The 26,573-nt window shown below is 66.5% G+C and carries 31 protein-coding genes; 13 read left to right on the forward strand and 18 right to left on the reverse strand.

What is annotated here, in order from left to right:
* Positions 1 to 39 precede the first annotated feature (39 nt).
* From AC5JDC_RS16155 to AC5JDC_RS16170, 4 genes are read right to left on the reverse strand one after another with little or no spacing between them, the layout of a single operon-like run.
* Positions 40 to 1,152 carry a sulfate/molybdate ABC transporter ATP-binding protein gene (locus AC5JDC_RS16155; protein WP_495842681.1) on the reverse strand — a complete coding sequence of 371 codons (1,113 nt, stop codon included), beginning with the start codon at positions 1,150 to 1,152 and terminating at the stop codon, positions 40 to 42.
* 13 nt (positions 1,153 to 1,165) lie between these two features.
* Positions 1,166 to 2,083, reverse strand: a complete 918-nt coding sequence (cysW, locus tag AC5JDC_RS16160; RefSeq protein ID WP_495842732.1) for a sulfate ABC transporter permease subunit CysW — start codon at positions 2,081 to 2,083, stop codon at positions 1,166 to 1,168.
* Positions 2,073 to 2,936, reverse strand: a complete 864-nt coding sequence (gene cysT, locus AC5JDC_RS16165; RefSeq protein WP_106773315.1) for a sulfate ABC transporter permease subunit CysT — start codon at positions 2,934 to 2,936, stop codon at positions 2,073 to 2,075. The genes cysW and cysT overlap by 11 nt, the downstream gene beginning before the upstream one ends.
* Positions 2,936 to 3,970, reverse strand: coding sequence for a sulfate ABC transporter substrate-binding protein (locus tag AC5JDC_RS16170; RefSeq protein ID WP_106773316.1), 1,035 nt, complete (start codon positions 3,968 to 3,970; stop codon positions 2,936 to 2,938). The genes cysT and AC5JDC_RS16170 overlap by 1 nt, the downstream gene beginning before the upstream one ends.
* 303 nt (positions 3,971 to 4,273) lie before the next feature.
* Here AC5JDC_RS16170 and panB point away from each other — a divergent pair, with 303 nt between their 5' ends.
* Positions 4,274 to 5,119 (forward strand): 3-methyl-2-oxobutanoate hydroxymethyltransferase, encoded by an 846-nt coding sequence (gene panB / locus AC5JDC_RS16175; protein ID WP_495842684.1) that lies wholly within the window; start codon positions 4,274 to 4,276, stop codon positions 5,117 to 5,119.
* Positions 5,116 to 5,967: a pantoate--beta-alanine ligase gene (panC, locus tag AC5JDC_RS16180; RefSeq protein ID WP_495842685.1), complete on the forward strand. Its 852-nt coding sequence runs from the start codon at positions 5,116 to 5,118 to the stop codon at positions 5,965 to 5,967. Before panB ends, panC begins: the two co-directional genes overlap by 4 nt.
* Positions 5,968 to 6,003: 36 nt before the next feature.
* Here the strand turns inward: panC and AC5JDC_RS16185 are convergent, their stop codons facing one another.
* The 13 genes from AC5JDC_RS16185 to AC5JDC_RS16245 form a co-directional block, all read right to left on the reverse strand.
* On the reverse strand, positions 6,004 to 7,347 hold the full coding sequence (locus tag AC5JDC_RS16185) for a bifunctional folylpolyglutamate synthase/dihydrofolate synthase (protein ID WP_495842687.1): 1,344 nt from the start codon (positions 7,345 to 7,347) through the stop codon (positions 6,004 to 6,006).
* Between the two features lie 82 nt (positions 7,348 to 7,429).
* Positions 7,430 to 8,356 carry an acetyl-CoA carboxylase, carboxyltransferase subunit beta gene (gene accD, locus AC5JDC_RS16190; protein ID WP_495842689.1) on the reverse strand — a complete coding sequence of 309 codons (927 nt, stop codon included), beginning with the start codon at positions 8,354 to 8,356 and terminating at the stop codon, positions 7,430 to 7,432.
* 33 nt (positions 8,357 to 8,389) lie between these two features.
* A complete protein-coding gene (gene trpA, locus AC5JDC_RS16195; RefSeq protein ID WP_495842691.1) occupies positions 8,390 to 9,229 on the reverse strand; it encodes a tryptophan synthase subunit alpha in 840 nt (279 codons plus the stop codon).
* Entirely contained in the window at positions 9,226 to 9,537 is a 312-nt protein-coding gene (locus AC5JDC_RS16200; protein ID WP_495842693.1) for a type II toxin-antitoxin system RelE/ParE family toxin, read from the reverse strand. Before AC5JDC_RS16200 ends, trpA begins: the two co-directional genes overlap by 4 nt.
* Positions 9,534 to 9,824, reverse strand: a complete 291-nt coding sequence (locus tag AC5JDC_RS16205) for a hypothetical protein (protein ID WP_133170107.1) — start codon at positions 9,822 to 9,824, stop codon at positions 9,534 to 9,536. Before AC5JDC_RS16205 ends, AC5JDC_RS16200 begins: the two co-directional genes overlap by 4 nt.
* 67 nt (positions 9,825 to 9,891) lie before the next feature.
* A complete protein-coding gene (gene trpB, locus AC5JDC_RS16210; RefSeq protein ID WP_495842695.1) occupies positions 9,892 to 11,112 on the reverse strand; it encodes a tryptophan synthase subunit beta in 1,221 nt (406 codons plus the stop codon).
* A 157-nt stretch (positions 11,113 to 11,269) separates the two neighbouring features.
* On the reverse strand, positions 11,270 to 11,929 hold the full coding sequence (locus AC5JDC_RS16215) for a phosphoribosylanthranilate isomerase (protein WP_495842697.1): 660 nt from the start codon (positions 11,927 to 11,929) through the stop codon (positions 11,270 to 11,272).
* A gap of 41 nt (positions 11,930 to 11,970) precedes the next feature.
* Complete coding sequence (locus AC5JDC_RS16220; RefSeq protein WP_495842699.1) at positions 11,971 to 12,312, reverse strand: hypothetical protein; 342 nt, start codon at positions 12,310 to 12,312, stop codon at positions 11,971 to 11,973.
* Between the two features lie 6 nt (positions 12,313 to 12,318).
* A complete protein-coding gene (locus tag AC5JDC_RS16225) occupies positions 12,319 to 13,077 on the reverse strand; it encodes a M48 family metallopeptidase (RefSeq protein ID WP_495842701.1) in 759 nt (252 codons plus the stop codon).
* A 134-nt stretch (positions 13,078 to 13,211) separates the two neighbouring features.
* The gene (locus tag AC5JDC_RS16230) at positions 13,212 to 14,042 is read right to left on the reverse strand and encodes an aldo/keto reductase (RefSeq protein ID WP_495842703.1); all 831 of its coding nucleotides are present in this window, start codon (positions 14,040 to 14,042) and stop codon (positions 13,212 to 13,214) included.
* A gap of 142 nt (positions 14,043 to 14,184) precedes the next feature.
* Positions 14,185 to 14,655 carry a DUF2852 domain-containing protein gene (locus tag AC5JDC_RS16235; protein WP_495842705.1) on the reverse strand — a complete coding sequence of 157 codons (471 nt, stop codon included), beginning with the start codon at positions 14,653 to 14,655 and terminating at the stop codon, positions 14,185 to 14,187.
* 115 nt (positions 14,656 to 14,770) lie between these two features.
* A complete protein-coding gene (locus tag AC5JDC_RS16240; RefSeq protein ID WP_495842707.1) occupies positions 14,771 to 15,913 on the reverse strand; it encodes a benzoate/H(+) symporter BenE family transporter in 1,143 nt (380 codons plus the stop codon).
* 9 nt (positions 15,914 to 15,922) lie between these two features.
* Complete coding sequence (locus AC5JDC_RS16245; RefSeq protein WP_495842709.1) at positions 15,923 to 16,699, reverse strand: alpha/beta hydrolase; 777 nt, start codon at positions 16,697 to 16,699, stop codon at positions 15,923 to 15,925.
* Positions 16,700 to 16,894: 195 nt separating this feature from the next.
* On the opposite strand from AC5JDC_RS16245, the gene infC reads away from it, so the two are divergent.
* From infC to pheT, 10 genes are all read left to right on the forward strand, one after another.
* On the forward strand, positions 16,895 to 17,431 hold the full coding sequence (infC, locus tag AC5JDC_RS16250) for a translation initiation factor IF-3 (RefSeq protein ID WP_106773339.1): 537 nt from the start codon (positions 16,895 to 16,897) through the stop codon (positions 17,429 to 17,431).
* Positions 17,432 to 17,485: 54 nt separating this feature from the next.
* The gene (locus AC5JDC_RS16255; protein ID WP_495842711.1) at positions 17,486 to 18,112 is read left to right on the forward strand and encodes a methyltransferase family protein; all 627 of its coding nucleotides are present in this window, start codon (positions 17,486 to 17,488) and stop codon (positions 18,110 to 18,112) included.
* Between the two features lie 171 nt (positions 18,113 to 18,283).
* Complete coding sequence (gene rpmI, locus AC5JDC_RS16260; RefSeq protein WP_106773342.1) at positions 18,284 to 18,493, forward strand: 50S ribosomal protein L35; 210 nt, start codon at positions 18,284 to 18,286, stop codon at positions 18,491 to 18,493.
* 27 nt (positions 18,494 to 18,520) lie between these two features.
* On the forward strand, positions 18,521 to 18,922 hold the full coding sequence (gene rplT / locus AC5JDC_RS16265) for a 50S ribosomal protein L20 (RefSeq protein ID WP_106773344.1): 402 nt from the start codon (positions 18,521 to 18,523) through the stop codon (positions 18,920 to 18,922).
* Positions 18,923 to 19,149: 227 nt separating this feature from the next.
* Positions 19,150 to 20,265, forward strand: coding sequence for a phenylalanine--tRNA ligase subunit alpha (gene pheS, locus AC5JDC_RS16270; RefSeq protein WP_495842714.1), 1,116 nt, complete (start codon positions 19,150 to 19,152; stop codon positions 20,263 to 20,265).
* 2 nt (positions 20,266 to 20,267) lie between these two features.
* Positions 20,268 to 20,510: a DUF4160 domain-containing protein gene (locus tag AC5JDC_RS16275; protein WP_495842716.1), complete on the forward strand. Its 243-nt coding sequence runs from the start codon at positions 20,268 to 20,270 to the stop codon at positions 20,508 to 20,510.
* A complete protein-coding gene (locus tag AC5JDC_RS16280) occupies positions 20,485 to 20,763 on the forward strand; it encodes a DUF2442 domain-containing protein (RefSeq protein WP_495842718.1) in 279 nt (92 codons plus the stop codon). The genes AC5JDC_RS16275 and AC5JDC_RS16280 overlap by 26 nt, the downstream gene beginning before the upstream one ends.
* 56 nt (positions 20,764 to 20,819) lie before the next feature.
* Complete coding sequence (locus AC5JDC_RS16285) at positions 20,820 to 21,236, forward strand: ASCH domain-containing protein (protein ID WP_495842720.1); 417 nt, start codon at positions 20,820 to 20,822, stop codon at positions 21,234 to 21,236.
* A complete protein-coding gene (locus AC5JDC_RS16290; protein WP_495842722.1) occupies positions 21,233 to 21,658 on the forward strand; it encodes a GFA family protein in 426 nt (141 codons plus the stop codon). Before AC5JDC_RS16285 ends, AC5JDC_RS16290 begins: the two co-directional genes overlap by 4 nt.
* The gene (gene pheT / locus AC5JDC_RS16295) at positions 21,655 to 24,063 is read left to right on the forward strand and encodes a phenylalanine--tRNA ligase subunit beta (RefSeq protein ID WP_495842724.1); all 2,409 of its coding nucleotides are present in this window, start codon (positions 21,655 to 21,657) and stop codon (positions 24,061 to 24,063) included. The genes AC5JDC_RS16290 and pheT overlap by 4 nt, the downstream gene beginning before the upstream one ends.
* A 283-nt stretch (positions 24,064 to 24,346) precedes the next feature.
* Here the strand turns inward: pheT and AC5JDC_RS16300 are convergent, their stop codons facing one another.
* A complete protein-coding gene (locus AC5JDC_RS16300; protein ID WP_495842726.1) occupies positions 24,347 to 25,342 on the reverse strand; it encodes an aldo/keto reductase in 996 nt (331 codons plus the stop codon).
* A 101-nt stretch (positions 25,343 to 25,443) separates the two neighbouring features.
* Between AC5JDC_RS16300 and AC5JDC_RS16305 the strand changes: the two genes are divergently transcribed.
* Positions 25,444 to 26,397 (forward strand): LysR family transcriptional regulator, encoded by a 954-nt coding sequence (locus AC5JDC_RS16305; RefSeq protein ID WP_495842728.1) that lies wholly within the window; start codon positions 25,444 to 25,446, stop codon positions 26,395 to 26,397.
* Positions 26,398 to 26,573: the final 176 nt, after the last annotated feature.

Raw genomic sequence — 26,573 nt, forward strand, 5'->3', positions numbered from 1 at the left:
CTCGCTTCGCTCGGCACCCTCTCCTCGAGGGGGAAGGACTCACGTCCCGGTCCGCGCCAATTCCTCGTGATGCGACCGGCCATTGCTGGCCACCGGACCGCCGACAGCGCCGCTCTCGGAAAACACGCGCCAGCGGCGCGGGCGGAAGGCGACGCGGTTCTTCTGGGCGGCCGGATGCTCGATCGGCAGCTCGATCTCGACGCGGTGGCGATCGCCGCCGATCTCCAGCTCGACGCGGCGGGTGCCGGCGACGCGGCGGCTCGCCGCCACCGTACCCGCGATGCAGCCGCCGCAGCCGTCCGTGATGAGCTCGACGTCGTGCGGCCGGAAATAGAGCGTCGCCTCGCCGTCCGGCACGCTCTCGGCCGTCAGGCCCAGCGTGCGGTCCTGCAGCCAGAGCTGGCCGCCTTCGACCCTGACCGGCAGCGAGCTCGACTCGCCGATGAAGCCGTAGACGAAAGGCGAGTTGGGCGTGTCATAGACCTCGTCGGCGGTGCCGACCTGCTCGATGCGGCCCTGGCTCATCACCACGACGCGGTCGGCGAGCTCCAGCGCCTCCTCCTGGTCGTGGGTGACGAAGACGGTGGTGTGGCCGGTGGTGTCGTGGATCTCGCGCAGCCACCGCCGCAGCTCGCGCCTGACCTGCGCGTCGAGCGCGCCGAACGGCTCGTCGAGCAAGAGAACCTTCGGCTCGATGGCAAGCGCGCGGGCCAGCGCAACGCGCTGGCGCTGGCCGCCGGAAAGCTGGTTGGGGTAGCGTTTCTCCAGCCCGGAAAGCTGCACCAGGTCGAGCAGCTCGGAGGCTCGGCGGCGGATCTCGGCCGAGGGCGGCCGCGTCGCGCCCGGCCGGACCTTCAACCCGAAGCCGATATTGTCGGCGACCGTCATATAGCGGAACAGGGCGTAGTGCTGGAAGACGAAGCCGACATTGCGCTCCTGCACGGATCTGTGCGAGGCGTCCTCGTCGCCGAAGAAGACGGCACCCTCGGTCGGCCGCTCCAGCCCGGCGATCAGCCTGAGCAGCGTGGTCTTGCCCGAGCCGGAGGGCCCGAGCAGGGCGATCAGCTCGCCCGAGCGGATGTCGAGCGACACGTCGCGGAGCGCCGGAAACCGGTCGAACTCCTTGCGCACATTGCGGATGGAAACGTCCATGGTCGGTCCTGGCTCAATGCTTGGCGGTCGCGGCGATCTCGTCGCCGTACCGGAATTCGAGGACGGATTTCAGCACCAGCGTCACCAGCGCGAGGGCCGCCAGCAGCGTCGAGACGGCGAAGGCGGCGACGAAATTGTACTCATTATAGAGGATTTCGACATGCAGCGGCATGGTGTTGGTGAGGCCGCGGATGTGGCCGGACACCACCGACACGGCGCCGAACTCGCCCATTGCGCGGGCGTTGCACAGCAGCACGCCGTAGAGCAGCCCCCATTTGATGTTGGGCAGCGTCACATACCAGAAGGCCTGCCAGCCGGAGGCGCCGAGCGAAATCGCCGCCTCCTCGTCGCCGGTGCCCTGGTCCTGCATCAGCGGGATCAGCTCGCGCGCCACGAACGGGAAGGTGACGAAGATGGTGGCGAGCACGATGCCGGGCACCGCGAACAGGATCTCGATGCCATGGCTTTTCAACCACGGCCCGAGCACGCTGCCGGCGCCGAAAAGCAGCACATAGACCAGGCCCGAGATGACCGGCGAAACCGAGAAGGGCAGGTCGATAAGCGTCGTCAGGAACGCCTTGCCCTTGAATTCGAATTTGGCGATCGCCCAGGCGGCGGCCACGCCGAAGATCAGATTGCAGGGCACGGCGATGGCGGCGACCAGCAGCGTCAGCCGGATCGCGGCCAGCGTATCCGGCTCGTTCAGCGCGAACAGGAACTCGCCGGCGCCCTTGCGGAACGCCTCGACGAACACCGCCACCAGCGGCAGGACCAGCACCAGCGCAAGGAACAGCAGCGCGATGCCGATCAGCACCGCCTTGGTGGCGGTGGTCTCGGTCGTCGCGCGCTTGAATGCCGCCTTGCTCACCGGCGCGAGGGTACCAGCAGCGGCGCCGTCCGGCAAAGGCCGGCTCAATGCCTCAACCGACATAGCCATACCTCCGCCTGCTCCAGGCCTGGATGAGGTTGATGACGAACAGCATGGCGAAGGAGATCACCAGCATGATCGCCGCGATCGCCGTCGCGCCGGCATAGTGGAATTCCTCCAGCCGGATGACGATCAGCAGCGGCGCGATCTCCGAGACGTAGGGGATGTTGCCGGCGATGAAGATGACCGAGCCGTATTCGCCAACGGCGCGGGCGAAGGCCAGCGCGAAGCCGGTGAGCACCGCCGGCGCCAGTCCTGGCAGGATCACCCGGGCGACCGTCTGCAAGCGGTTGGCGCCCAGCGTGGCGGCGACTTCCTCGACCTCCTTGTCGATCTCCTCCATGACCGGTTGCACGGTGCGCACCACGAAGGGCAGGCCGATGAAGATCAGCGCCACGACGATGCCCAGCGGTGTGAACGCCACCTTGATGCCGAGCGGCGCCAGGAACTGGCCGACCCAGCCGTTGGGCGCGTAGATGGCGGCAAGCGCGATGCCGGCGACCGCCGTCGGCAGCGCGAAGGGCAGGTCGACGGCGGCGTCGAGGATGCGCCGGCCCGGGAATCGGTAGCGCACCAGCACCCAGGCGACGAGCACGCCGAAGACGACGTTGACGGCTGCCGCGAGCAGCGCCGTCCCGAACGAGACCTTCAGCGCGCTCACCGTGCGGTCGTCGGTGGCGATCGCCCAGAAATCGGCCCAGCCGAGCTCGGTGGTGCGCCACACCACGCCGGCGAGCGGGATGAGGACGATCAGGGTGAGGTACAGTACCGTGAAGCCGAGCGTCAGCCCGAAACCCGGGATGACGCTCGGCTTGCGGAACTGCAACCTCGCAGGGGTCGCAGCGGCTATCGACATCAGTTCGACGACGCCGGCTTGTAGATCTGATCGAAGACGCCGCCGTCACCGAAGTGATAGGGCTGCGCCTTGGCCCAGCCGCCGAACTGCGGATCGTCGATGGTGACCAGGTTGATCTTCGGGAAGCGCTCCAGCTCCGCCGCCGGCACCAGTTCCGGCTTCGACGGGCGATAGAAGTGCTTGGCAGCAAGCTGCTGGCCTTCTTCCGAATAGAGATACTGCAGATAGGCTTCCGCCACCTTGCGCGAGCCCTTGGCGTCGACATTGGCGTCGACCACCGCCACCGGCGGCTCGGCCAGAATCGATTGCGGCGGCACGACGACGTCGAACTGGTCCTCGCCGAACTCCTTGCCGACCAGGAAGGCCTCGTTCTCCCAGGCAAGCAGCACGTCGCCGAGCTGGCGCTGCGCGAAGGTGGTGGTCGAGCCGCGCGCGCCGGTGTCGAGCACCGGTACGTGGCGGAACAGCTCGCCGATGTATTCCTTCACCTTGGCCTCGTCACCGCCATATTCCTTGTTGGCCCAGGCCCAGGCGGCGAGATAGTTCCAGCGGGCGCCGCCGGAGGTCTTCGGATTGGGCGTGATCACCTCGACGCCATCCTTCACCAGGTCGCCCCAGTCCTGGATGCCCTTGGGATTGCCCTTGCGCACCAGGAAGACGATGGTCGAGGTGTAGGGCGAGGAATTGTGCTCGAATTTCGTACGCCAGTCCTTGTTGATCTTGCCGCCGTTCTGGACGATGGCGTTGATGTCGCTTTCCAGCGCCAGCGTCACCACGTCGGCATCGAGGCCGTCGATCACCGCGCGGGCCTGCTTGCCGGAACCGCCATGCGAGGTCTGGATGGTGACCGTCTCGCCGGTCTCCTTCTGCCAATGGGCGGCGAAGGCGGCGTTGTACTCGCGATAGAGCTCACGCGTCGGATCGTAAGAAACATTGAGCAGCGTCGTATCGGCAAAGGCGAAGCCGAGCGCGCCGAACTGGACAGAGCCGGCGATGAGCGCCGACAGGAACAGGGACCTGCGATTGAGGATCATGACCGCCTCCGTTTTCGAGAAACGAGCATATTCTACCTGCGAGGTAGACATTATCGGCGTAGCAAAATCCCCAATCTTGGCTTTCGTTCCGAATTTTCCGCACTGTTTGGGTGCGTTCACAGAAACTTTTTTCTCTCCGGGGCCAAGCCCCTCCCGATTTCGGCGGCTCCGCAAGGCCGCAGGTCGCCTCTTCCGTCAGCCAAGCCCAAACTATTCGCTACCGCACAAAAACTCTTCGCAATTGCACAAAACTATGGCAAAGCCTGCCGGCAAAAGACCGATAACGTCAGGGAAGGAGGCGCCATGAGCGCGACAGGGGAAATACGGGCCCTCACCCCGCCCGACATCCTTGCCCGCAAAGGGGGGACGCCGCTGGTCTGCCTCACCGCCTATACCACGCCGATGGCGCGGATGATGGACCGCCATTGCGACGTCGTCCTGGTCGGCGACAGCGTCGGCATGGTGCTGCACGGCCTGCCCTCCACACTCGGCGTCACGCTCGACATGATGATCATGCACGGCAAGGCGGTGCGCCGCGGCATGGAGCGGGCGCTGATGGTGGTCGACATGCCGTTCGGCTCCTATGAGGAGAGCCCGGAGCAGGCCTTCCGCAACGCCGCCCGGCTGGTCGCCGAAACCGGCTGCGCCGCGGTGAAGCTCGAAGGCGGCGAGAGCATGGCGGCGACGATCCGGTTTCTGGTCGCGCGCGGCATCCCGGTGATGGCGCATGTCGGCCTCACCCCGCAGGCGGTGAACGCCTTTGGCGGCTACAAGGTGCAGGGCCGCGGCGCCGATGCGGAGCGCATCCTGCGCGACGCCGCCGCCACGGCCGAGGCCGGCGCCTTCTCGGTGGTGCTGGAGAAGGTGCCCGACGCGCTGGCTGCGGAGATCACGCGGAAGATCGCCATCCCGACAATCGGCATCGGCGCCTCGGCGGCCTGCGACGGCCAGGTCCTTGTGGTCGACGACATGCTCGGCATGTTCACGTCCTTCCGCCCGAAATTCGTCAAGCGTTATGCCGAACTCGGCGACGCTGCCGATGCGGCGATCGCCGCCTACGCCGGCGACGTGCGGGACCGGCGCTTCCCCGCCGCGGAGCATCTGTTCGGCGACCAACCGAAACCCCGCGCCAGCGGAGGCAGCAGATGAGCGTGCCGATCGTCAGGACAGTTGCCGCGCTGCGCGAGACCGTCAAGGAATGGCGGCGCGCAGGCGCGCGGATAGCCGTGGTCCCCACCATGGGAGCGCTGCACGAAGGCCATCTCAGCCTGGTGCGCGCCGCGCTCGACCAGGCGGATCGGGTGATCGTCACCCTATTCGTCAATCCAAAACAGTTCAACAGCGCCGCCGACCTCGCCGCCTATCCGCGCACCGAGGATGCCGACGCCGAAAAGCTCGCGCCGCTCGGCACGCATCTGCTCTACGTGCCCGACGGCACCGAAATGTATCCCGACGGCTTCTCAACCACGGTCTCGGTCGCCGGGGTCAGCGAGGGCCTGTGCGGTGCGTTTCGGCCGGGCCATTTCGACGGCGTGGCGACAGTGGTGGCAAAGCTGTTCCTGCAGACCGGCGCCGACCTCGCCTTCTTCGGCGAGAAGGATTTCCAGCAGCTTCACGTGGTGCGCCGCATGGCGCGCGATCTCGACATCCCGATCGCCGTCGTCGGCCGCCCGACGGTGCGCGAGACGGACGGGCTGGCGCTGTCGTCGCGCAACGTCCGGCTGTCGCCGGCCGAGCGCCAGGCGGCGCCGGGGCTGGCGGCCGCGCTGTTCGGGGCGGCCGGGCGGCTGGCCGCAGGCGAGCCTGCGGAACCAACGCTCGCCGGAACCCGCGAAACGATCCTCGGCGCCGGCTTTCGCGAGGTCGAGTATCTCGAACTCAGGTCGGCGGAAGACCTCAAGCCGCTGCAGGCGGCCGACCGTCCAGCCCGGCTGCTGGTGGCGGCCTGGCTCGGCCAGACGCGGCTGATCGACAATGTCGAGGTCTTGCCGAAATAGCCGGACCGCCGGCGGCGCGGTTCAGCGGCACCTTGCTCAGGTCGGCGGCGTGCCGTTCTCGGCCAGCACCGCTCCGGCCAGATAGAGCGAGCCGCCGATCAGGATGCGCGGCGGCGGCTCGCGCTGGTCCCAGGTGTCGCGCAGCAGCATCAGGGCATTGGCGACCGAATTGACCGGCTCAGCCGACAGCCCGGCCTCGCCGGCGCGCGCCGCCAGTTCCTCATTCGGAACGCCGGCGTCGCTGGCGCTCACGGGCACGGCGAAGACATGCCGGGCAATGCCCTTGAAGGCGCGGAAATAGCCGCTCTGGTCCTTTGTGTTGATCATGCCGGAGATCAGGAACAGCGGCCGCGGCTGGCGCTCCTCCTGCTCGGTCAGCGCCTCGGCGACGACGATGCCGGCGCCGGGATTGTGGCCGCCGTCGAGCCAGATCTCGGCGCCCGCCGGCGCGAGATCCACCAGCCTGCCGTGGGTCAGCCTCTGCATGCGTCCGGGCCAGGCGACCGAGGTCATCGCCTGCTCCGCCGCGTCGTGGCCGATGTCGAAGCCCGCCGCCTTGACCGCCGCAAGTGCGGCGGCGGCGTTGGCGAACTGGTGCCGGCCCGGCAGGCGCGGCAGCGGCAGATCCATCAGGCCCTCCTCGTCCTGGTAGACGAGGCGGCCGTTCTCCTCGAAAGCCATGAAGTCCTGGCCGTATGCCGACACGGGGCTGCCCAGCCGGTCGGCGACGCCGACAATCACCTCCAGCGCGGTCGGGCTTTCCTGCTGGCCGACCACCACCGGCCGGCCCGCCTTGATGATGCCGGCCTTCTCGGCGGCGATCAGCTCCACGCGATCGCCGAGATAGGCCTCGTGGTCAAGCGACACCGGCATGATCAGGCTGACCGCCGGGTCGGGGATGACGTTGGTGGCGTCGAAGCGGCCGCCGAGACCGACCTCCAGCACCACGGCGTCGGCCGGATGCTCGGAAAACAGCAGGAAGGTCACGGCCGTCAGTATCTCGAAGACGGTGATCGTCTCGCCGCGATTGGCCGCCGCCGTGCGGGCGACCGCGTCGGCGAGCACATCGTCCGCCACCAGCCGGCCGCCGCCGGGTGCCGCCAGCCGATAGCGCTCGTGCCAGTTCACCAGATGCGGCGAGGTGTGCACGTGGACGCCGAGATCTTCCGCCTCCAGCAGAGCGCGGGAGAAAGCCGCTGCCGAGCCCTTGCCGTTGGTGCCGGCGATATGGATGACCGGGGGCAGCCTGAGATGCGGGTTGCCGAGCCTGTCGAGCAGCCGCGTTATGCGGTCCAGCGACAGATCGAAGCCCTTGGGATGCAGCGCCAGCAGACGGTCGATCTCGCGCTCGGCGAGGCTTTGGGTGCTGTGGGCGCTCATCTACACCAGGGCTCCGGAAAAGCCTCGCCGGCCGACATTTTCGCGGATCGAGGCGAAAATACGGTCAGGCGGGGCAGGCGCCTCACGCCGCCGCCCGTGCCTCGCCGCCGTCGGTCGCGGGAGCAGGCCGATCCGACGTGATCGCGTCGACAGGCTCCGCCGGCGTCTTCATGAGGATCTTCAGCAGCCTCGCCACGGTCGCCTTCATCTGCAGGCGCGAGACGACCATGTCGACCATGCCGTGCTCCATCAGGTATTCGGCGCGCTGGAAACCTTCCGGCAGTTTTTCGCGGATGGTCTGCTCGATGACGCGCGGCCCGGCGAAGCCGATCAGCGCGCCCGGCTCGGCGATGTGGATGTCGCCCAGCATGGCATAGGAGGCGGTGACGCCGCCGGTGGTGGGATTGGTCAGCACGACGATGTAGGGCAGGCCGGCTTCCTTGAAGCGGTCGACCGCCACGGTGGTGCGCGGCAACTGCATCAGCGACAGGATGCCTTCCTGCATGCGCGCGCCGCCCGAGGCGGCGAACAGCACCAGCGGCCGTCGCTTCTCGCGTGCCGTGTCGAAGCCGCGGATGATCGCCTCGCCGGCGGCCATGCCGAGCGAGCCGCCCATGAAGGCGAAATCCTGCACGGTGGCGACGATCGGCAGCCCCTCGATCGTGCCCACCCCGTTGAGCACGGCATCTTCCAGGCTGGTCTTGGTCCGTGCCTCCTTGAGCCGGTCGACATAACGCTTCTCGTCACGGAACTTCAGCGGGTCGGTCGGCACCTTGGGATTGTCGACCGCGTCGAACCTGCCGTCGTCGAAGAAGAATTTCAGCCGCTCGCGCGCCGCGATCTTCATGTGGTGGCCGGACGACGGGATGACCCACTGGTTGCTTTCCAGGTCCTTGTGGAAGACCATCTCGCCGCTCTCCGGATCCTTGATCCAGAGGTTTTCCGGCATGTCGCGGCGCCCCAGCATGGAGTTGATGCGCGGGCGGACGAAATTGGTGATCCAGTTCATGGCTGCGTTCCTTCGAACGTGGAGATGGGCTTGTCAGAGCGCCGGCGCAAGCCGGGCGGCGCGAACGCCCTGCGCCAAGCCGCTGACCAGCGTGGCGACCGCCTCGGCCGGATCGGCCGTGGTCTCGCCCTTCGGCCCGATCACATTGGCGACGGCATTGACAATCGCGGTTCCGACCACGACGCCGTCGGCGGAGGCGCCGATCACCTTGGCCTGCTCGGCGGTCTTGACGCCGAAGCCGACGCAGACCGGCAGGTCCGTATGGCCCTTGATGCGCGTGACCGCTTCCGCGACGGCCGCGGTGTCGGCGAGCGCCGATCCGGTGATGCCGGTCATCGACACATAATAGACGAAGCCCGAGGTGTTTTCGAGCACCTTGGGCAGGCGCCGGTCGTCGGTGGTCGGGGTGGCGAGGCGGATGAAGTTGACGCCCGCCTTCAGCGCCGGGATGCACAGCTCGGCATCCATCTCGGGCGGCAGGTCGACCACGATCAGCCCGTCGATGCCCGACGCCTTGGCGTCGGCCAGGAAGCGCTCGACGCCGTAGATGTAGATCGGATTGTAGTAGCCCATCAGCACGATCGGCGTGTCGTCGTCGCCCTCGCGGAAGGCGGCCGCCATGGCCAGCGTCTTCTTCAGCGTCTGGCCAGCCTTCAGCGCGCGCAGGCCGGCGGCCTGGATCGCCGGACCGTCGGCCATCGGATCGGAGAACGGCATGCCGAGCTCGATGACGTCGCTGCCCGCCCTCGGCAGGGCCTTCATGATCGACAGCGAGGTCTCGTAATTCGGGTCGCCGCCCATGAAGTAGGTGACGAGAGCCGGCCGGCCCTCGGCCCGGAGTTTTGCGAAACGGCGATCGATGCGGGTGGTCATGTATATGCTGCTGCCTCTTCCTGCAGTCCGAGCTTCGCGGGATCGGAACGCTGATCCCATATGTGGACAATTTCGATGTGATCTTCCGTGACGCGATAGACGATCGAGAACGGAATACGCGGGATGACGTATCGGCGCAAACCATCGTCTGTCATGGGCTGTCCGATACGAGGATTGTCTACCAGGTTGGCGATCGCCCGGAGATATTGAGCTGAGGCGTGTTTGGCGCCGGCCGGAAAAATGCTCCCATAGTAGAGCCGATACCAGGCCAGGTCCGGTTTCGTCGATGCCAGATAGATGAATTTCATGTGCGCCGAGGTGGCAGAAAAACATCAGGTTCCGGTGGGGGAAGCTCGTTTTCGGTTCCCCAGCTTTCGATCCAGCGGTGCATCGCCTCGCCCGAGATGAAAACCCCCTTGTCCGCTTCCGCTATCCGCTCCCGCAAAATCTCCCGCTCATGCTCGCGGATTTCGAGATAGCGCTTGATCGCAAGCTCAGCGACATCTTCGGCGGAGGTCTGTTGCAGGTTCGCTTCGGCCTCCAGCTTCTCTCTGACGTCAGCATCGACGTGCAGTGACAGTGGCACTTCACCCATGTCCGTCGTCCCGTTCATTCAAACCGAGAATAGCACGCGCCTACTCCGGCTCCAAACACGCCGCCTGTCAGATCTCCATGCCCATCATCTTCGCCACCGTATGCACGTCCTTGTCGCCGCGGCCGGAGAGGTTGGCGATGATCACCTGGTCCTTGCCCATCTTCGGCGCGACCTTGATCACATGGGCGATGGCGTGCGCCGATTCCAGCGCGGGGATGATACCTTCCACCCGCGTCGTGAGCTGGAAGGCTTCCAGCGCCTCGTCGTCGAGGATCGGCACATAGTCGACGCGGCCGCTGTCGCGCAGCCAGCTATGCTCCGGGCCGACGCCGGGATAGTCCAGTCCCGCCGAGATCGAGTGGCCGTCGAGGATCTGGCCGTCCTCGTTCTGCAAGAGGTAGGTGCGGTTGCCGTGCAGCACGCCGGGTCTGCCGGCGTTCATCGAGGCGCAGTGCTCGACGCCGTCGAGGCCGCGACCGCCCGCCTCGACGCCGACGATCTTCACGCCGCGGTCGTCGAGGAAGGGATGGAAGATGCCGATGGCGTTGGAGCCGCCGCCCACCGCCGCCACGATGAGGTCGGGCAGCCGACCCTCCTGCTCAAGAATCTGCTGGCGCGCCTCGGTGCCGATCACCGACTGGAAGTCGCGCACCAGTTCGGGATAGGGATGCGGACCGGCGGCCGTGCCGATCAGGTAATAGGTGTCGTGCACATTGGTGACCCAGTCGCGCAGCGCCTCGTTCATGGCGTCCTTGAGCGTGCCGTGGCCGGCGCTGACGGGGCGCACCTCGGCGCCGAGCAGCTTCATGCGGAAGACGTTGGGCGCCTGCCGCTCGACGTCGGTCGAGCCCATGTAGACGACGCAGGGGAAGCCGAAGCGCGCCGACACGGTGGCCGAGGCGACGCCGTGCTGGCCGGCGCCGGTTTCGGCGATGATGCGCGTCTTGCCCATGCGCTTGGCCAGGAGAATCTGGCCGAGGCAGTTGTTGATCTTGTGCGAGCCGGTGTGGTTCAGGTCCTCGCGCTTCAGGTAGATTTTCGCGCCGCCGAGGTGCCTGGTCAGGCCCTCGGCGTAATAGAGCTTCGACGGCCGCCCCGCATAGAAGGTGGAGAGGTCCGAAAGCTCCGCCCGGAAGGCCGGATCGGTCTTGGCCTCGTCCCAGTGGCGCTGCAACTCGAGGATCAGCGGCATCAGCGTCTCGGCGACGAACCGGCCGCCGAAGATGCCGAACATGCCCTGCTCGTCAGGGCCGGTCTTGAAGGAGTTCGGTTCGATCGGCTTGTTCATGGCGTTTCCTGGGATTTTCCCCGGGGACAGTTTACTTTTTTCCGCAGAAAGGCCCCGGCAGTCGAGAACTGGCGCGGGCGGAAAGAAAGTAAACTGTCCCCAGCGCTTTCCGCTTAAACCTGTCCGGCGAAAAAAGTAAACCGCCGCCGGCGACCTTTCATGCCGCCCGGCCAGCCCTTGCCGCGCCGACCGCCCGGAAGAAGCCGTCGATCAGCCCGACATCCTTCACGCCCGGCGCACTCTCGACACCCGACGAAATGTCGATGCCGGGGGGATCGGCTAGCGCCAGCGCCTCGCCGACGTTTTCGGCGTTCAGCCCGCCGGAAAGCAGGTAGTCGAGCTTCGGGTCGAGTTCTCGCAGCAGCCGCCAGTCGAAGGAGACACCGTTGCCGCCGGGCAGTTCCGAACCCTTCGGCGGCTTGGCGTCGAACAGAAAGCGGTCGGCGATGCCGCGATACGGCGCGATCTTTTCCAGATCGGCCGCCTCGCTGACGGAAACCGCCTTCATCACCGGCAGGCGATAGCGCGCCTTGACCCCGGCGACGCGCTCCGCCGTCTCCCCGCCGTGAAGCTGAAGCATGTCCGGCTTCGTTTCGGAAACGATACGGTCGAGGAAGGCATCGTCGGCGTCGACCACCACCGCTACGGCTTTTGCGCGGCCCCGCGCCGCCTCGCGCAGGCGGCCGGCAAGGTCCGGCTCGACGTAGCGCGGGCTCTTGGCGAAGAAGATGAAGCCGACATGGCTCGCCCCGCCGTCAAGCGCGGCGGCAAGCGTCTCCGGCGTCTTCAGGCCGCAGATTTTTATGTCGAGGGACATGGCCGGGGCTTGGCATGAAAACATGTCGGAGTCGAGACTCGTTACTGAGAACCATCAACGACCTCGAGAATCCGCGCCTCACCGATAAACCTTCCTTCCCATAGAAAGAATGTTTGCTTGGCCGCGAGTGCTTTCACCGCCTCTGCGCCCGACAGAAAGACGAATCCCACGGTTCTTGTCTCGCCAAGCACCATCGGTTCATCGCCGAGGAGAGGCGAGCCGTCCCACGTCTCCCTAGTGCTACGATCCGAGGAACACGGGCAACCATATCCGGGGGGAATCGGGAGCGTGCGCCCGCTCTGTTCGGCTGGATAGAGCGTAAGTTCGGCAATCAACTGCGGACGTTGCAATTTCAGGTGTTGCGCTCTTTCGCTGAGATTCACGGCAGATCACTCAAACCCGATCGCCTGCAGCGCGCTGCCGTTCTTCTTCAGCCAGGCCTTGCAGCGCTCGGTGTCCGGACAAAGCTCCCCGCACAGCTTCCAGAATTTCGGGCCGTGGTTCATCTCCCTGAGATGCGCCACCTCATGGGCGACGAGGTAGTCGATCACCGGTCTCGGCGCCATCATGATGCGCCAGGAGAAGGAGAGATTGCCGTCCGCCGTGCACGAGCCCCAGCGGCTCGACGTGTCCTTGAAGCGCACCGCCTTCGCCTTGCGCCCGACCGCGGCCGTGTGTCGGACCACCAGCGGCTCGATCTCGCGCTTGGCCTCGCGCTTCAGGAAATCCGCCACCCGGCGCGGCAAATGGCGGCGGTCGCCGAAAACGGCGAGCTCCGGCCCGTCGAAACCCTGGCGGACAACGACCGTGCCGCGCGCCGCCGGCTCGTGCACGATCATGTGCGGCACGCCGCGCAGCGGGATTTTGATGCCGGGCCGCACCTGCGGTTTCTCCGGCACTTTCGCCAGCTTCTGCTCAAGCCAGCCCTGGTGGCGGACAAGGAAGCGCTCCACCTCGCCGCGCGCCAGCCCCGGTGGGATGGTGATGCGCAGCCCCTGCCCGCCGGCGTCGATCCTGAGCGTCAGCCGCCGCGCCCTGTCGTTCTCGACGATGCGCAGCGGCAGCTGCCGCCCCGCGACGTCATGCACCCGCAACTCCGCGGGCGCGACGGGACGGACAGGCTTTGGCTTCAGGAAACCGAACGGCATGCGCGGACGATACGTGATTCTTCCGGTTTTTTGCGCCTGAAATCCAGTCTTGAGACCGCTCCGGGAATCCGTCCCATACCGCCGGTTTTGATCAATGGAGCACCCCCAAGGTCGGGGTTTTTGGACCGTTGGCCTCAGAACGTCGCGGTCATCGGGTCCGGCCCGGTCCGGCCGTCCTTGCTGTCGAGCGCCGCGAAGGCCGCCATGTCCTCGTCGTCGAGCGTGAAGTCGAAGACCTCGAAATTCTCGACGATGCGGGCGGGCGTCACCGATTTCGGGATGACGATCAGGCCCTGCTGCAGATGCCAGCGGATGATGACCTGCGCCGGCGAGCGATGATGCTTCGCCGCGATCCTGCCGATCGCCGCATCGCCGAGCAGGCGGCCGCTGCCCAGCGGGCTCCAAGACTGGGTGGCAACGCCGAGCTTCTCGTTGGCGGCGCGCACGTCCTTCTGCTGGAAGCGCGGATGCAGCTCGATCTGGTTGAGCGCCGGCGCGACGCCCGTGTCGTCGACGATGCGCTGCAGATGCTCCGGCTGGAAATTCGACACGCCGATCGAACGCGCGCGGCCTTCTTCCTTCAGCCGCACCAGCGCCTTCCAGCTGTCGATATAGGCGTGGCGGTGCGGCGCCGGCCAGTGGATCAGATAGAGATCGATATAGTCCGTGCCGAGCCTTTCCAGGCTCTTGTCGAAGGCGCGCAGGGCGCTGTCGAAACCCTGATCGTTGTTCCACAGCTTGGTGGTGACGAACACGTCCTTGCGCGCCACGCCCGACTGGGCGATGCCGCGGGCTACCCCGCGCTCGTTGCCGTAGATCGCCGCCGTGTCGACATGGCGATAGCCGGCCTGGAGTGCGGCGGCGACCGCCGAGTCTGCGACCTCGTCCGGCGTCTGCCAGACGCCGAGGCCGATCTGCGGTATCGCGTTTCCATCGTTGAAGGCGATCGCGGGAACTTTGGTCATGGGCTGGTCCTCGGGAGCGGGGGGATGGGACGAGGATATATTTAGGAAGAAGGGCAGGAATGTATATCGAGAGGGAAGCGAAAGCGGCGCCGCTGACGCGACGCCGCTCCCGGGAGGATCAGCCGGAAAGGCTGTCGATGCCTCAGACGTCGTCGAGCAGGCCCGACGATCCCTTCTTCGGCTTGTCGTTCTTGTCGCTCTTCGCCGGGGTGGAGCGGGAGCGGTTCGCCATGAAGCGGTCGAACTCGTCCTGGTCCTTGGCGCGGCGCAGTTCGCGCACATAGTCGTCGAACTCGGCAAGCGTCTCGTCGAGCTTGCGGCGCTCCTCGGCGAGGCGCTCGAGTTCCTTCTCGCGCCAGTCGTCGAAGGCGACGTTGCCGGTGCGGCTTACGCCGTGGCCCCAGCGATGCGTCTTGTCGGCGCCGCGGCGGCAACCGGCGAAAATGCCGTCGGTGGCGCGGTTGACGTCGCGCTTGAAGCCTTCGAGCCGGTCGCCCCAGATGATGTAGGCGAGCATTGCAAGTCCGAGCGGCCAGAAAACTACGAAGCCGAGCACCATCAGCGCGATGGTGGCGGGCGTCCAGGCCGGACGGATCAGGGCGGTCGTGTTCATCTTCTCCCGTTCCTTCGGTTGCGGCAGCCGGGCCGGCTGCTTGGAATCGAGATGGTAGGGGTTTTTGCCCGCTTCAAGACATGTCCGTCCAAAACCGGACAACAACCTGAAAAAGCTAGCGGATTTTTATGCGGTCGAGGGCAAGAACGGCCAACCCGGCCAGCAGGCCCCAGAAGGCCGAGCCGACGCCGAACAGGGTCAACCCCGACGCCGTGACGGCGAAAGTGACCGTCGCAGGGATGCGCTCCGCCTCGTCCTTGAAGGCGATGGCCAGAGCGTTGGCGAGCGCCGCCAGCAGGCCGAGGCCGGCGACCAGCATGATCAGTGCCGGCGGCAGCACCGCGAACACGGCCACCAGCGACGCGCCGAACAGCGCGAACACCAGATAGGCGAGCGCGTAGAAAGGCCCGGTCTTCCAGCGCTCCGCCGGATCGGGATGCACGTCCGGCCCCGTGCAGATCGCCGCCGAGATGGCGGCGAGATTGCTGGTGAGCGCATTGAACGGCGCGGTCAGCAGCGACACCAGCCCGGTGATGGCGATCAGCGGCCCGGGCGGCGGCTCGTAGCCTGCCGCCTTCAGCACCGCCAGGCCGGACAGGTTCTGCGAGGCCATGGTGACGAGATAGAGCGGCAGCGCCAGCCCGATCACCGAGGTCATGGAGAATTCCGGCACGGTCAGCACCAGCGTCGACATTTCCAGGGCCGGCATGGCGCCGACGCGCCCCAGCAGCACGGCGAGCACGCCGCCGCCCAGCAGCACCGCCAGAACGGAGAGCGCCGGATTGAACAGGCGGATGATGAAGAAGCCGACGATCAGGGGCAGGATCAGCAGCGGATCGGCGGGAATGGTCTTGACCGCATTGATGGCGAAGGTGACGACGATGCCGGCCAGCATGCCTGACGCGACGGAAGCGGGAATTCTCGAAATCAGCCGGGTCAGCGGCTTGAACAGGCCGGTGGCGACGAGAAGCACGCCGACCAGGACAAACGCGCCGACAGCATCGTTGATGGTGAAGCCGGAGCTTGCGCCGACAAGTGCCGCGCCCGGGGTCGACCAGGCGGAGATCACCGGCATCCTGGTGCGCCAGGACAGCCAGAACGTCTCCACCGCCATCGCCAGGCAGAGCGCGGTCACCATGCTGGCCGTCTGCGCGTGCGTGGCGCCCACGGCATCCGCCGCGGCGATGATCAGCGCCAGCGTGCCGCCGAAGCCGACGACAGCCGCCACGAAGGCCGAGGCCGGGATGGACAGGCGCATGGCGGCACCCTACTCCGCCGCCTGTCGGACCAGCGCCTCGACCGCCGCGAGTATCGTCTCGATGTCCTGCGGGCGCGACAGCCTATGGTCGCCGTCCGGGACGAGCGCCAGCGTCACGTCGTCGGCGGGCAGCAGGCCGACCAGCTTGAGAGCATGCCGGTAGGGAACGTCGGGGTCGCGCATGCCTTGCAGCACATGCACCGGGCAGAACGTGTCGAGCGGCCCGGTCAGCACGCGGTTCTCGCGGCCGTCCTCGATCAGCGCGCGGGTGAAGATGCTGGGCTCGCCCGAATATTCGGACGGCGTCTCGAAAAAGCCCCTGGTTTCGAGGTCGCGCTTCTGGGCTTCCGTCAGGTCGGGCTCGACCAGGTCCGCCGTGAAGTCCGGCGCCGGCGCGATCAGCAGCATACCGCCGACACGGGCGCTTTCGCCGGTCTTCGCCAGCTCCTGCACCAGGCGCAGGGCGACCCAGGCTCCCATGGACGAGCCGACCAGGATCTGCGGTCCTTCGGTCAGGGCCCGGAACACGGCGAGGCTCTGCTCCAGCCAGGCCGAGATGGTGCCGTCGACGAAGGCACCGCCCGACTCGCCGTGGCCGGAATAATCGTGGCGCAGGCAGGCGTGCCCGGTCCTTTCCGCCCAGCCGTCCAGGGCCACGGCTTTCGTGCCCAGCATGTCGGAGCGGTAGCCGCCCAGCCAGACGACGCCCGGCTGCCGGCCGGCGCGGCGGCGGTAGGCGATCGGGATGCCGGCTACGTCGAGATGGTCTGGCGCTGAATGGGTCATGCTGCTGTCGGGGAAAAGCGGAAGAGGACTTCTTGCACAGTCGGCGACCAGCGGAAAGTGCCCGTTTTTTGGGCCACATCTCTTTCCGGCGCTGGTGATTTATTTGTTTCGCCGTGCTATTGACTCGCGCCCGGACGACCCGACATAGGGCGCCCGGACCGCAAACCCTACCAACGGCTCGAGGAGACCACGGCCATTCGCAGACCATTCAAGGCAGGAGCGCCCGTCAAGGAGGGCCCCCGCGCAAACAGGGACATCCGCGTTCCACGCGTCCAGCTGATCGACGCAGACGGCAAGAACCACGGCGACGTTTCCATCCAGGATGCGCTTCAGCGCGCCGAGGAAGCCGGTCTCGACCTCGTCGAGATCTCGCCCAACGCCACGCCGCCCGTCGTCAAGATTCTCGATCTCGGCAAACTGAAATACGCCAACCAGAAGAAGGCGGCGGAAGCGCGCAAGCACCAGAAGGTCATCGAGATCAAGGAGATCAAGATGCGCCCCAACATCGACATCCACGACTACGAGGTGAAGATGAGGGCGGTGCGCCGCTTCTTCGAGGAAGGCGACAAGGTCAAGCTGACGCTGCGCTTCCGCGGCCGCGAGATGGCGCATATGGAGCTCGGCATGCAGCTCTTGAACAAGGTCCGCGAGGAGGTCGCGCCGATCGCCAAGGTCGAAGCCGAGCCGAAACTCGAAGGCCGCCAGATGATGATGGTTCTCGCCCCGAAATAGCCAAGATGCCGGCGGAGCGTGCCGCCCGTTCGGACCGCTTCGGCATCGAGAACCATGGAAACAGATATCAAGACCGCCGCCGCGATGGCTCGTTATCAGGCGTCGCGGCGGTTCATTTTGGCGCTTGCAATCGGCCTGCTCTGCCTGCTCCTCGTGTTCAGCGGCTCGCCTCACAGCGAGCTCATGCACGAGCGCATCGAAGCGCACGGCATTGCCCTCATCCTCATCGGCATCGGCGGGCGGCTGTGGTCGATCCTCTATATCGGCGGGCGCAAATCCGCCGAGATCGTCGCCTCCGGCCCCTATTCGGTGGTGCGCAATCCTCTCTATTTCTTCTCGACGATAGCCGCGGCTGGCGTCGGCTCGCAGACCGGAAGCATCAGCGTCGCCGTGGCGGCGGCCGTGCTCTGCGCCACAGCTTTCCATATCGTGGCGCTGCGCGAGGAGATGCACCTGAAGGCATTGTTCGGAGCGCCCTACGAAGCCTATCTCCAGCGGGTGCCGCGCTTCTTTCCCAATCCATGCCTGTTCAGGGACCAGGCCGAAGTCACGTTCAGCCCGCGGGTCTTCAACCACACGCTGCGCGACGGCTTGGCATTCCTGATTGCCATTCCCTGTTTCGAACTGATCGAGGAAGGCCAGGAACTCGGCCTCATACCCGTGCTGTTCCACCTTTTCTGAAGCCATTCCTCGCGCGTGCTTGCGCCGGCCGGCACTTGCTGGTATGAGCCGCCCGTTCAAAAAAACCGCCCGGCAGGGCATGCCGTGGCGGTTCTTTATGCTTTCCGGGCTTTGGTCGGCTCCGGAAACAGAAAAACAAGAGGCCATGACGCCTCAAAGGAGTAAAGCAAAATGCCCAAGATGAAGACCAAATCGGCCGCCAAGAAGCGGTTCAAGATCACCGGCACCGGCAAGGTGAAGGCGGCAGCCGCCGGCAAGCGGCATGGCATGATCAAGCGTTCCAACAAGTTCATCCGCGACGCGCGCGGCACGATGGTTCTGTTCAAGGCCGACGGCGAGAAGGTCGTGAAGAACTTTCTGCCCAACGGCGGCGGCCTCTGAGCCCGGAACGAATAAGGAGATCATGACATGGCACGCGTAAAGAGAGGCGTCACCTCCCACGCCAAGCACAAGAAGGTCCTGAAAGCCGCCAAGGGTTTCTACGGCCGCCGCAAGAACACCATCCGCATCGCCAAGCAGGCGGTCGAGAAGTCGCTGCAGTACGCCTATCGTGACCGCAAGGTGCGCAAGCGCAACTTCCGCGCCCTCTGGGTACAGCGCATCAACGCCGCGGTGCGCGAGCACGGCCTGACCTACGGCCGCTTCATCGACGGCCTCAACAAGGCCGGCATCGAGATCGACCGCAAGGTGCTGTCCGACATGGCCATCCACGAGCCCCAGGCTTTCGCCGCGCTGGTCGGCAAGGCCAAGGTCGCGCTCGAATACCTGAAGAACACCACGCCGAACGCTTTTGAGAGCGCTGTAGCCTAGCCAGCGCTTCCCAAGCTTTGGAAATTCTGATTTGGGAAACCCGCGCTGGCAGGGCCGGCGCGGGTTTTTCTTTGCGTTCGAGACACGAAAATGAGCATTCGGCAGTTTACCCCCACCCCTAACCCCTCCCCACAGGGGGGAGGGGGATTCGGAAGCGCTTACGCCAAGTCCCCCTCCCCCTTGTGGGGAGGGGTTAGGGGTGGGGGTGATCACCGCGGAGACCAGCAATGAGCGATGTAACGGATGCCGTTGAAGGGCTTGGAGGGATTGCCGACGCTGAGTCGCGCTTCTTGGACGATATCGCGAAAATCTCGAATGAAGATGACCTTGAGGTCGAGCGGGTTTTTCTGTTCGGCAAGAAGGGCGTCATCTCCAACCTGCTGAAGACGCTGGGCGGCATGACCGCCGAGGAGCGGCAGGTGAAGGGCCCGCCCATCAACGGCCTGAAGAACCGCGTCACCGAGGCGCTCGCCATCCGCCGCGCCGAGCTGAAGGACGCCGCCATCACGGCCCGGCTCGCCGCCGAAAAGGTCGACGTGACGCTGCCGGTGCGCGCCTCGCCGGCCGAGCGCGGCCGCATCCATCCGATCAGCCAGGTCATCGACGAGATCACCGCCATCTTCGCCGACATGGGTTTTTCGGTCGCCGAGGGGCCGGACATCGAGACCGACTATTACAACTTCACCGCGCTCAATTTCCCGGAAGGCCATCCGGCGCGCGAGATGCACGACACCTTCTTCCTGCCGCCGGACGCCTCCGGCGAGCGCAAGGTGCTGCGCACCCACACCTCGCCCGTGCAGATCCGCACCATGGAGACGCAAAAGCCGCCGATCCGCATCGTCATTCCGGGAAAAACCTACCGGCAGGATTCGGACGCCACCCACTCGCCGATGTTCCACCAGGTCGAGGGGCTGGTCATCGATAAATCGGCTAACGTCGCAAACATGAAGTGGGTGCTGGAAGAATTCTGCAAGGCCTTCTTCGAGGTGCCGCAGGTCAAGATGCGCTTCCGCCCGAGCTTCTTCCCGTTCACCGAGCCGTCGCTTGAGGTCGACATCCAGTGCGACCGCTCGCGCCCGGGCGAGGTGCGCTTCGGCGAGGGCAACGACTGGATGGAAATCCTCGGCTGCGGCATGGTGCATCCCAACGTGCTGCGCCATGGCGGCCTCGATCCCGACGAGTACCAGGGTTTCGCCTGGGGCATGGGCATCGACCGCATCGCCATGCTGAAATACGGCATGCCGGACCTGCGCGCCTTCTTCGACGCCGACATGCGGTGGCTGCAGCACTACGGCTTCCGCCCGCTCGACCTGCCGACGCTGTTCGGGGGGTTGTCGAGCTAAAGATGCCGACGGTCCTTCGCAAATACGGCATCCGGTTCCATTTCTACGGTTCCGACATGCACGAACCGCCGCACATCCACGCTGCTGGCCATGGCGGAAAGGCGAAGGTCTGGTTGGAGCCGGTCGAGATGGCGGAGCATCAAGGCTTCAAGTCATCCGACTTGAAGCGTATCATCGAGGTCACAAATGACCACAGAGACGAATTTCTGGAGGCATGGCATGAGTTCTTCAGAGCCATATTCTGAGAATGAACGTCCGGTCGACGCCTGGTGCGACCCGACGCAGCTGCATGTCCGGCTTGCCGATGGCCGCGAAGTGGTTACGCCGTTGTGGTGGTATCCTCGCCTCGTCTCGGCTTCGCCGGCGGAGCGGAACAATGTCGAGTTGATGTTGGATGGCGTGCACTGGCCTGACATCGATGAGGATCTTTCGATCCGGGGTATGCTGAGCGGCTGGAAATATCCCAAAGCGGTTAAACCTGTGCTGGCCGCCGAGTAAGAGCATGTTCCTTGGCAAAAGGCGCCCGGTCGCCGCCGAGTGACCGGAACCCCGTCATGACCCTCACCTCCCACACCCCCGCCGTCACCTTCGCCTTCGGCGACAGCCCGGAGCTCGCCGACGCGCTTCTGGCGCTGGTGCTCGCCGGTCGCAAGACCGCGACCTGCGGCGCGCTGAGCGACTTCGGCGCCGGCGGCGAGCCGATGCCGGTGGTCGGCCGCCGGGACGTGGTGCTCGACGGACAGGGGCGGCGCGCCGCTGTGATCGAGACCGTCGAGGTGACCATCCGCCGTTTCGACGAGGTGGATGCCGACTTCGCCCGCGACGAGGGCGAAGGCGACCTGTCGCTGACCTGGTGGCGGCAGGCGCACGAGGCCTATTTCGAGCGCAATGGCGGCTTCTCGCCGGACATGCGGCTCATGTGCGAGCGCTTCAGGCTCGTCGACGTCCTGGACAGGGAGGTTGCCGCATGAGCGACCCGCACACCGGCGGCTGCCGCTGCGGCGCCGTGCGCTTCTCGGCGCGCGCCGAGCCGCATCACGTCAGCTATTGCCACTGCGCAGACTGCCGCCGCGCCACCGGCGCACCGCTCGCGGCCTTCGTCGGCTTCATGGCCGACGAGGTCAGCATCGACGGCGGCGAAGAACTGCGCCGCTTCGAGAACGGCCCGGTGACGCGCAGCTTCTGCGGCGTCTGCGGCTCGCCGATTTCCTATGCCGACGCGCGCATCGGCGAGCGCATCTATTTCCTGCTCGGCGTCATGGACCAGCCGGCGCTCTACCGACCCACCCAGCACGCCCATGTGCGCGAGCAGCTGCCCTTCGTCCACATGCCCGACGGGCTGCCCCGCCACGTCAAGACCAGCGTACCCAGACCAGACGGAACGACAGAATGAAACTCACGCTTTCCTGGCTCAAGGACCATCTCGACACCGACGCCTCGCTCGACGAGATCGTCGCGCGGCTGACCGCGATCGGGCTGGAGGTCGAGGCCGTCGACGACAAGGCCGGGCTGAAGCCTTTCGTGATTGCCAAGGTGCTCACCGCCGAAAAACACCCCGACGCCGACAAGCTGCGCGTGCTGATGGTCGACACCGGCAACGGCAAGCCCCCCGTCCAGGTCGTCTGCGGCGCGCCCAATGCGCGGGCCGGCATGGTCGGCGCCTTCGCCGCGCCCGGCACCGTCATTCCCGGCTCCGGCATCACGCTGTCGGTTGGAAAAATCCGCGGTGTCGAAAGCTTCGGCATGATGTGCTCGGAGCGCGAGCTGGAGCTGTCGGACGAGCACGACGGCATCATCGACCTGCCTGACGACGCGCCGGTCGGCCAATCCTACGCCGCATGGGCGAAACTCGACGATCCGGTCATCGAGATCAACCTGACCCCCAACCGGCCGGACGCCACCGGCGTTCACGGCATCGCCCGCGACCTCGCCGCCAGCGGCCTCGGCCGGCTGAAGACTCTTGCCATCGAGCCGGTCGCCGGCGTCGGCGACTGCCCGGTCGAGCTGACCATCGCGGCCCCCGAGCTCTGCCCCGGCTTCGCGCTGCGCCTGGTGCGCGGCGTCAAGAACGGCCCCTCGCCCAAATGGCTGCAGCAACGGCTGCTGGCGATCGGCCTGCGCCCCATCAACGCGCTGGTCGACATCACCAACTACATCACCTTCGACCGCGGTCGGCCGCTGCATGTCTTCGACGCGAAGAAGGTTGCCGGCAGTCTCGTCGTGCGCCGCGCGGCGCAGGACGAGATGGTGCTGGCGCTGGACGGGCGGCCCTACGCGCTCACCCCGGAGATGTGCGTGATTGCCGACGACAACGGCGTCGAATCGATCGCCGGCATCATGGGCGGCGAGCATTCCGGCTGCGACGAATCCACCACCGACGTGCTGATCGAATCCGCCCTGTGGGAGCCGCTCAACGTCGCCCGCACCGGCCGCGCGCTCGGCATCATTACCGACGCCCGCTACCGCTTCGAGCGCGGCGTCGATCCCGAGATGATGGTGCCGGGCCTGGAGCTCGCCACCAAGATGGTGCTCGCGCTGTGCGGTGGCACACCGTCGGCCAGCGAAGTGGTCGGCTATGCCGGACATGAGCCGAAGATCGTCTCCTTCCCCGTCTCGGAGGTCAAGCGCCTCACCGGCCTCGACGTGCCGAAGCAGGAAGCCCTCGACATCCTGTCGCGCCTCGGCTTCGCGCCGAAAGGCAGCGGCGATGTCGTCGACGTCGCCGTTCCGTCCTGGCGGCCGGATGTCGACGGCAAGGCCGACCTGGTCGAGGAGGTCATGCGCATCCATGGCGTCGATGCCATCGCGCCGCGGCCACTCGCCAGCCACGACGCGGTCAACGGAAAAATCCTGACGACGCTGCAGATCCGCAGCCGCGCGGCGAAACGCGCGCTGGCCGTGCGCGGCATGATGGAGGCCGTCACCTGGTCGTTCATCCCGCAAAGGCACGCCGAAATGTTCGGCGGTGGCCGGCCGGAGCTGCGGCTTTCCAACCCGATCGCCGCCGACATGTCGGACATGCGCCCGTCGCTGCTGCCGGGGCTGGTCGCCGCCGCGCAGCGCAATGCCGACCGCGGTTTCGCCGACGTCGCGCTGTTCGAGGTGTCGGGCACCTATGAGGGCGACACGCCGGAAGGCCAGCGCCGCGTCGCCGCCGGCGTGCGGCGCGGCACGGCAAAGCTCGACGGCGCCGGCCGCCATTGGGCCGGCAATGCCGGAGCGGTCGGCGTGTTCGACGCCAAGGCGGACGCGCTTGCCGTGCTGGAGGCCTGCGGCGCGCCGGTGGACAAGCTCCAGGTCGAGGCCGGCGCGCCGACCTGGTACCACCCCGGCCGCTCCGGCGTGATCAAGCTCGGGCCCAAGACCGTGCTCGGCCATTTCGGCGAGTTCCACCCGAAGACGCTGGAAGCACTCGACGTGTCTGGCCCGCTCTGCGGCTTCGAGGTGTTCGTCGACGCCATCCCGGAGCCCAAGACCAAGCCGACGCGCACCAAGCCGAGACTGGAGCTTTCCGCCTTCCAGGCGGTCAAGCGCGATTTCGCCTTCGTCGTCGACCGCACCGTCGAGGCCGGCACGATCGTGCGCGCCGCCGCCGGCGCCGACAAGAAGCTGATCACCGGAGTCTCGGTCTTCGACGTGTTCGAAGGCGCTTCGCTCGGCGCCGGCAAGAAGTCGGTGGCGATCGAGGTGGCGATCCAGCCGGTCGAGCGGACCTTGACCGACGAGGACTTCGAGGCGCTGGCGGGGCGGATCGTCGAGAACGTGAAAAAGCAGACCGGCGGCGTGCTGCGGGGATAGGCTTATGCCGACGGCTTGGTCCGGCGGCCTCATGATCATGATCCCCCGTCCGATACTCCTTCATCCGGCCTCCCGAGGCAGGGCAATCCCAGATGAGTTTACCCCCACCTCTAACCGCTCCCCACAAGGGGGAGGGGCATCGGCCTGCGTCTCCGCCAGGCGCCAATCAACCATTGACGGTTTTACGCGGTATAGACGGCCGCAAAGTCCCCCTCCCCCTTGTGGGGAGGAGGGGTGGGGGTAAAGCCGTCAATCACAACGCCAGTGGCGTGAGATCCTTAGTTCACCGATCCACCTGCGCCAGCGCCGCCTCGGGATAGCGATTGCCGGCGACCTTGTCCGGCGACGCCGCTTCCCCGATCGCCGCCAGCTCGGCCGCGCTGAGCGAAATCCCGGCAGCCGCGGTGTTCTGCTCCAGGTGATGGATCTTCCGCGCGCCGGGGATCGGCACGATGAAATCGCCCTGATGCAGCACCCAGGCGAGCGCCAGCTGCGCGGCGGTCACGCCCTTCTCCACCGCAAGTCGCTGCAGCGTATCGGCGATGGCAACGTTCGTCGCCATGTTCTCAGGCTGGAAGCGCGGCAGGGTGCGGCGCCAGTCGTCGGCGCCGAGATCGGCGCCCGTGCGGATCGCGCCGGTCAGAAGGCCGCGGCCGAGTGGACTGAAGGGCACGAAGCCGATGCCGAGCTCGCGCAGCACCGGGAACACGTCCGCCTCCGGCTCGCGGGTCCACAGCGAATATTCGCTCTGCACGGCGGCGATCGGATGCACGGCATGGGCGCGCCGGATGGTCGCGGCACTCGCCTCCGACAGGCCGAGCGCCCTGACCTTGCCCGCGCGCACGAGATCGGCCATCGCGCCGACCGTGTCCTCGATCGGCACCGTGGGATCGACGCGGTGCTGGTAGAAAAGATCGATCACCTCGACGCCGAGCCGCTGCAGCGACGCCTCGGCGACGGCCTTCACATGCTCCGGCCGGCTGTCGAGTCCGACCATGCGCTCGGTCCCCTTGCCCTGCTCGGCGATCCTGAAGCCGAATTTCGTGGCGATGACGACGCGGTCGCGCAGCGGCCGCAGCGCCTTGCCGACCAGCACCTCGTTGTCGAACGGCCCATACACCTCGGCGGTGTCGAAGAAGGTGACGCCGATCTCGACGGCGCGGTGCAGCGTGCGGATGGCGTCGGCTTCGTCCTGGCCGCCATAGGCGTGGCTCATCCCCATGCAGCCGAGCCCGACCGGGTAGACGTCGATTTCGGTTCCAAGTTTGCGGTTTGGCATCGGTCGCTCCTGCTGTCTTGTGCGATGCAGCAAACGTAGGGCCTGCAACCCTGTTCGAGAATATACGCGCAATGTCATGGCCTGTTCGATAAAATGGAGCAATGAAGCGCACCTATCTCGCCCAGCTCGCCGTGCTTGCCGCGGTCGCACGCTATGGCAGCTTTCGCGGCGCCGCCAGGGAGCTCGGCATTGCGCCCTCGGCCGTCAGCCATGCCGTCGCTAGCCTGGAAGACGGGTTGGGAGTCAGGCTGCTGGCCCGCAGCACGCGCAGCGTGGCGCCGACAGAGGCTGGGGCGCAGTTGCTCGAGCGGCTGCGGCCGGCGCTTTCCGAGATCGACCTGGCGCTGGAATCGGCCATCGAATCGCGCGAGACGCCGGCCGGCAATCTGCGCCTCACCTTGCCGCGCACCGCGGCGCATCTGACGCTGGCGCCGCGGCTCGGCGCCTTCGCCGAGGCATATCCCGACATCGTGCTGGAGATCGTCGTGGACGACCGTTTCACCGACGTCGTCGCGGGCGGCTTCGACGCGGGAGTCCGGCTGGGCGAAAGCCTGCAGCCCGACATGATCGCTGTGCGCATCGGCCCGCCGATGCGCGGCGCGGTGGTGGCGGCGCCCTCCTGGTTCGAGACGAGGCCGCGGCCGGCGCATCCCCGCGACCTGAGCGAGCACGACTGCATCCGCTTCCGCTTTTCCAGCGGCGCGCTCTACCGCTGGGAATTCGAGAAGGACGGCGAGGACCTGGAGGTCGCGGTGGACGGGCCGCTGATCCTCGGCGAGGACCGGCTGATCGTCGAGGCCGCGATCGGCGGCGCCGGCATCGCCTTCGTCTTCGAGGATTATGTCCGGCAGCCGCTCGCCGACGGCAGGCTGGTGCGCGTGCTGGAGGACTGGTGCCCGTGGTTCGACGGTTTTCACGTCTATTATCCGAGCCGGCGCCAGATGCGGCCGGCCCTGCGCGCCTTCGTCGATTTCTTCCGCATCGCGGCGAGCCGCGGGGCGGGGCGCAGGGTTGATACCGCCCTTTTCACCGCAGGGGCGCCGACACTGAGGTGAACGGCTGCGGAAACCAATACCGCCGGACATTCATGATGGGCGGCAAGCCCCCTCCCTCTTGAGGGACAGGGGCTATCGCATGTGAATCTACCCCCACCCTGAAGGGGCAGGGCAATCGCATATGCCGATGATGATCGTCATTCGGGGCCGCGCAGCGGCACCCGGAATCCAGAGCG

The organism is Kumtagia sp., assembly GCF_059502445.1.

What these genes read in the sequence shown, in the direction of transcription:
- AC5JDC_RS16155 (WP_495842681.1), bottom strand. Translation starts at nt 1,152, where the DNA reads ATGGACGTTTCCATCCGCAATGTGCGCAAGGAGTTCGACCGGTTTCCG.
- cysW (WP_495842732.1), bottom strand. Translation starts at nt 2,083, where the DNA reads ATGTCGGTTGAGGCATTGAGCCGGCCTTTGCCGGACGGCGCCGCTGCT.
- cysT (WP_106773315.1), bottom strand. Translation starts at nt 2,936, where the DNA reads ATGTCGATAGCCGCTGCGACCCCTGCGAGGTTGCAGTTCCGCAAGCCG.
- AC5JDC_RS16170 (WP_106773316.1), bottom strand. Translation starts at nt 3,970, where the DNA reads ATGATCCTCAATCGCAGGTCCCTGTTCCTGTCGGCGCTCATCGCCGGC.
- panB (WP_495842684.1), top strand. Translation starts at nt 4,274, where the DNA reads ATGAGCGCGACAGGGGAAATACGGGCCCTCACCCCGCCCGACATCCTT.
- panC (WP_495842685.1), top strand. Translation starts at nt 5,116, where the DNA reads ATGAGCGTGCCGATCGTCAGGACAGTTGCCGCGCTGCGCGAGACCGTC.
- AC5JDC_RS16185 (WP_495842687.1), bottom strand. Translation starts at nt 7,347, where the DNA reads ATGAGCGCCCACAGCACCCAAAGCCTCGCCGAGCGCGAGATCGACCGT.
- accD (WP_495842689.1), bottom strand. Translation starts at nt 8,356, where the DNA reads ATGAACTGGATCACCAATTTCGTCCGCCCGCGCATCAACTCCATGCTG.
- trpA (WP_495842691.1), bottom strand. Translation starts at nt 9,229, where the DNA reads ATGACCACCCGCATCGATCGCCGTTTCGCAAAACTCCGGGCCGAGGGC.
- AC5JDC_RS16200 (WP_495842693.1), bottom strand. Translation starts at nt 9,537, where the DNA reads ATGAAATTCATCTATCTGGCATCGACGAAACCGGACCTGGCCTGGTAT.
- AC5JDC_RS16205 (WP_133170107.1), bottom strand. Translation starts at nt 9,824, where the DNA reads ATGGGTGAAGTGCCACTGTCACTGCACGTCGATGCTGACGTCAGAGAG.
- trpB (WP_495842695.1), bottom strand. Translation starts at nt 11,112, where the DNA reads ATGAACAAGCCGATCGAACCGAACTCCTTCAAGACCGGCCCTGACGAG.
- AC5JDC_RS16215 (WP_495842697.1), bottom strand. Translation starts at nt 11,929, where the DNA reads ATGTCCCTCGACATAAAAATCTGCGGCCTGAAGACGCCGGAGACGCTT.
- AC5JDC_RS16225 (WP_495842701.1), bottom strand. Translation starts at nt 13,077, where the DNA reads ATGCCGTTCGGTTTCCTGAAGCCAAAGCCTGTCCGTCCCGTCGCGCCC.
- AC5JDC_RS16230 (WP_495842703.1), bottom strand. Translation starts at nt 14,042, where the DNA reads ATGACCAAAGTTCCCGCGATCGCCTTCAACGATGGAAACGCGATACCG.
- AC5JDC_RS16235 (WP_495842705.1), bottom strand. Translation starts at nt 14,655, where the DNA reads ATGAACACGACCGCCCTGATCCGTCCGGCCTGGACGCCCGCCACCATC.
- AC5JDC_RS16240 (WP_495842707.1), bottom strand. Translation starts at nt 15,913, where the DNA reads ATGCGCCTGTCCATCCCGGCCTCGGCCTTCGTGGCGGCTGTCGTCGGC.
- AC5JDC_RS16245 (WP_495842709.1), bottom strand. Translation starts at nt 16,699, where the DNA reads ATGACCCATTCAGCGCCAGACCATCTCGACGTAGCCGGCATCCCGATC.
- AC5JDC_RS16255 (WP_495842711.1), top strand. Translation starts at nt 17,486, where the DNA reads ATGGAAACAGATATCAAGACCGCCGCCGCGATGGCTCGTTATCAGGCG.
- rpmI (WP_106773342.1), top strand. Translation starts at nt 18,284, where the DNA reads ATGCCCAAGATGAAGACCAAATCGGCCGCCAAGAAGCGGTTCAAGATC.
- rplT (WP_106773344.1), top strand. Translation starts at nt 18,521, where the DNA reads ATGGCACGCGTAAAGAGAGGCGTCACCTCCCACGCCAAGCACAAGAAG.
- pheS (WP_495842714.1), top strand. Translation starts at nt 19,150, where the DNA reads ATGAGCGATGTAACGGATGCCGTTGAAGGGCTTGGAGGGATTGCCGAC.
- AC5JDC_RS16275 (WP_495842716.1), top strand. Translation starts at nt 20,268, where the DNA reads ATGCCGACGGTCCTTCGCAAATACGGCATCCGGTTCCATTTCTACGGT.
- AC5JDC_RS16280 (WP_495842718.1), top strand. Translation starts at nt 20,485, where the DNA reads ATGAGTTCTTCAGAGCCATATTCTGAGAATGAACGTCCGGTCGACGCC.
- AC5JDC_RS16285 (WP_495842720.1), top strand. Translation starts at nt 20,820, where the DNA reads ATGACCCTCACCTCCCACACCCCCGCCGTCACCTTCGCCTTCGGCGAC.
- AC5JDC_RS16290 (WP_495842722.1), top strand. Translation starts at nt 21,233, where the DNA reads ATGAGCGACCCGCACACCGGCGGCTGCCGCTGCGGCGCCGTGCGCTTC.
- pheT (WP_495842724.1), top strand. Translation starts at nt 21,655, where the DNA reads ATGAAACTCACGCTTTCCTGGCTCAAGGACCATCTCGACACCGACGCC.
- AC5JDC_RS16300 (WP_495842726.1), bottom strand. Translation starts at nt 25,342, where the DNA reads ATGCCAAACCGCAAACTTGGAACCGAAATCGACGTCTACCCGGTCGGG.
- AC5JDC_RS16305 (WP_495842728.1), top strand. Translation starts at nt 25,444, where the DNA reads ATGAAGCGCACCTATCTCGCCCAGCTCGCCGTGCTTGCCGCGGTCGCA.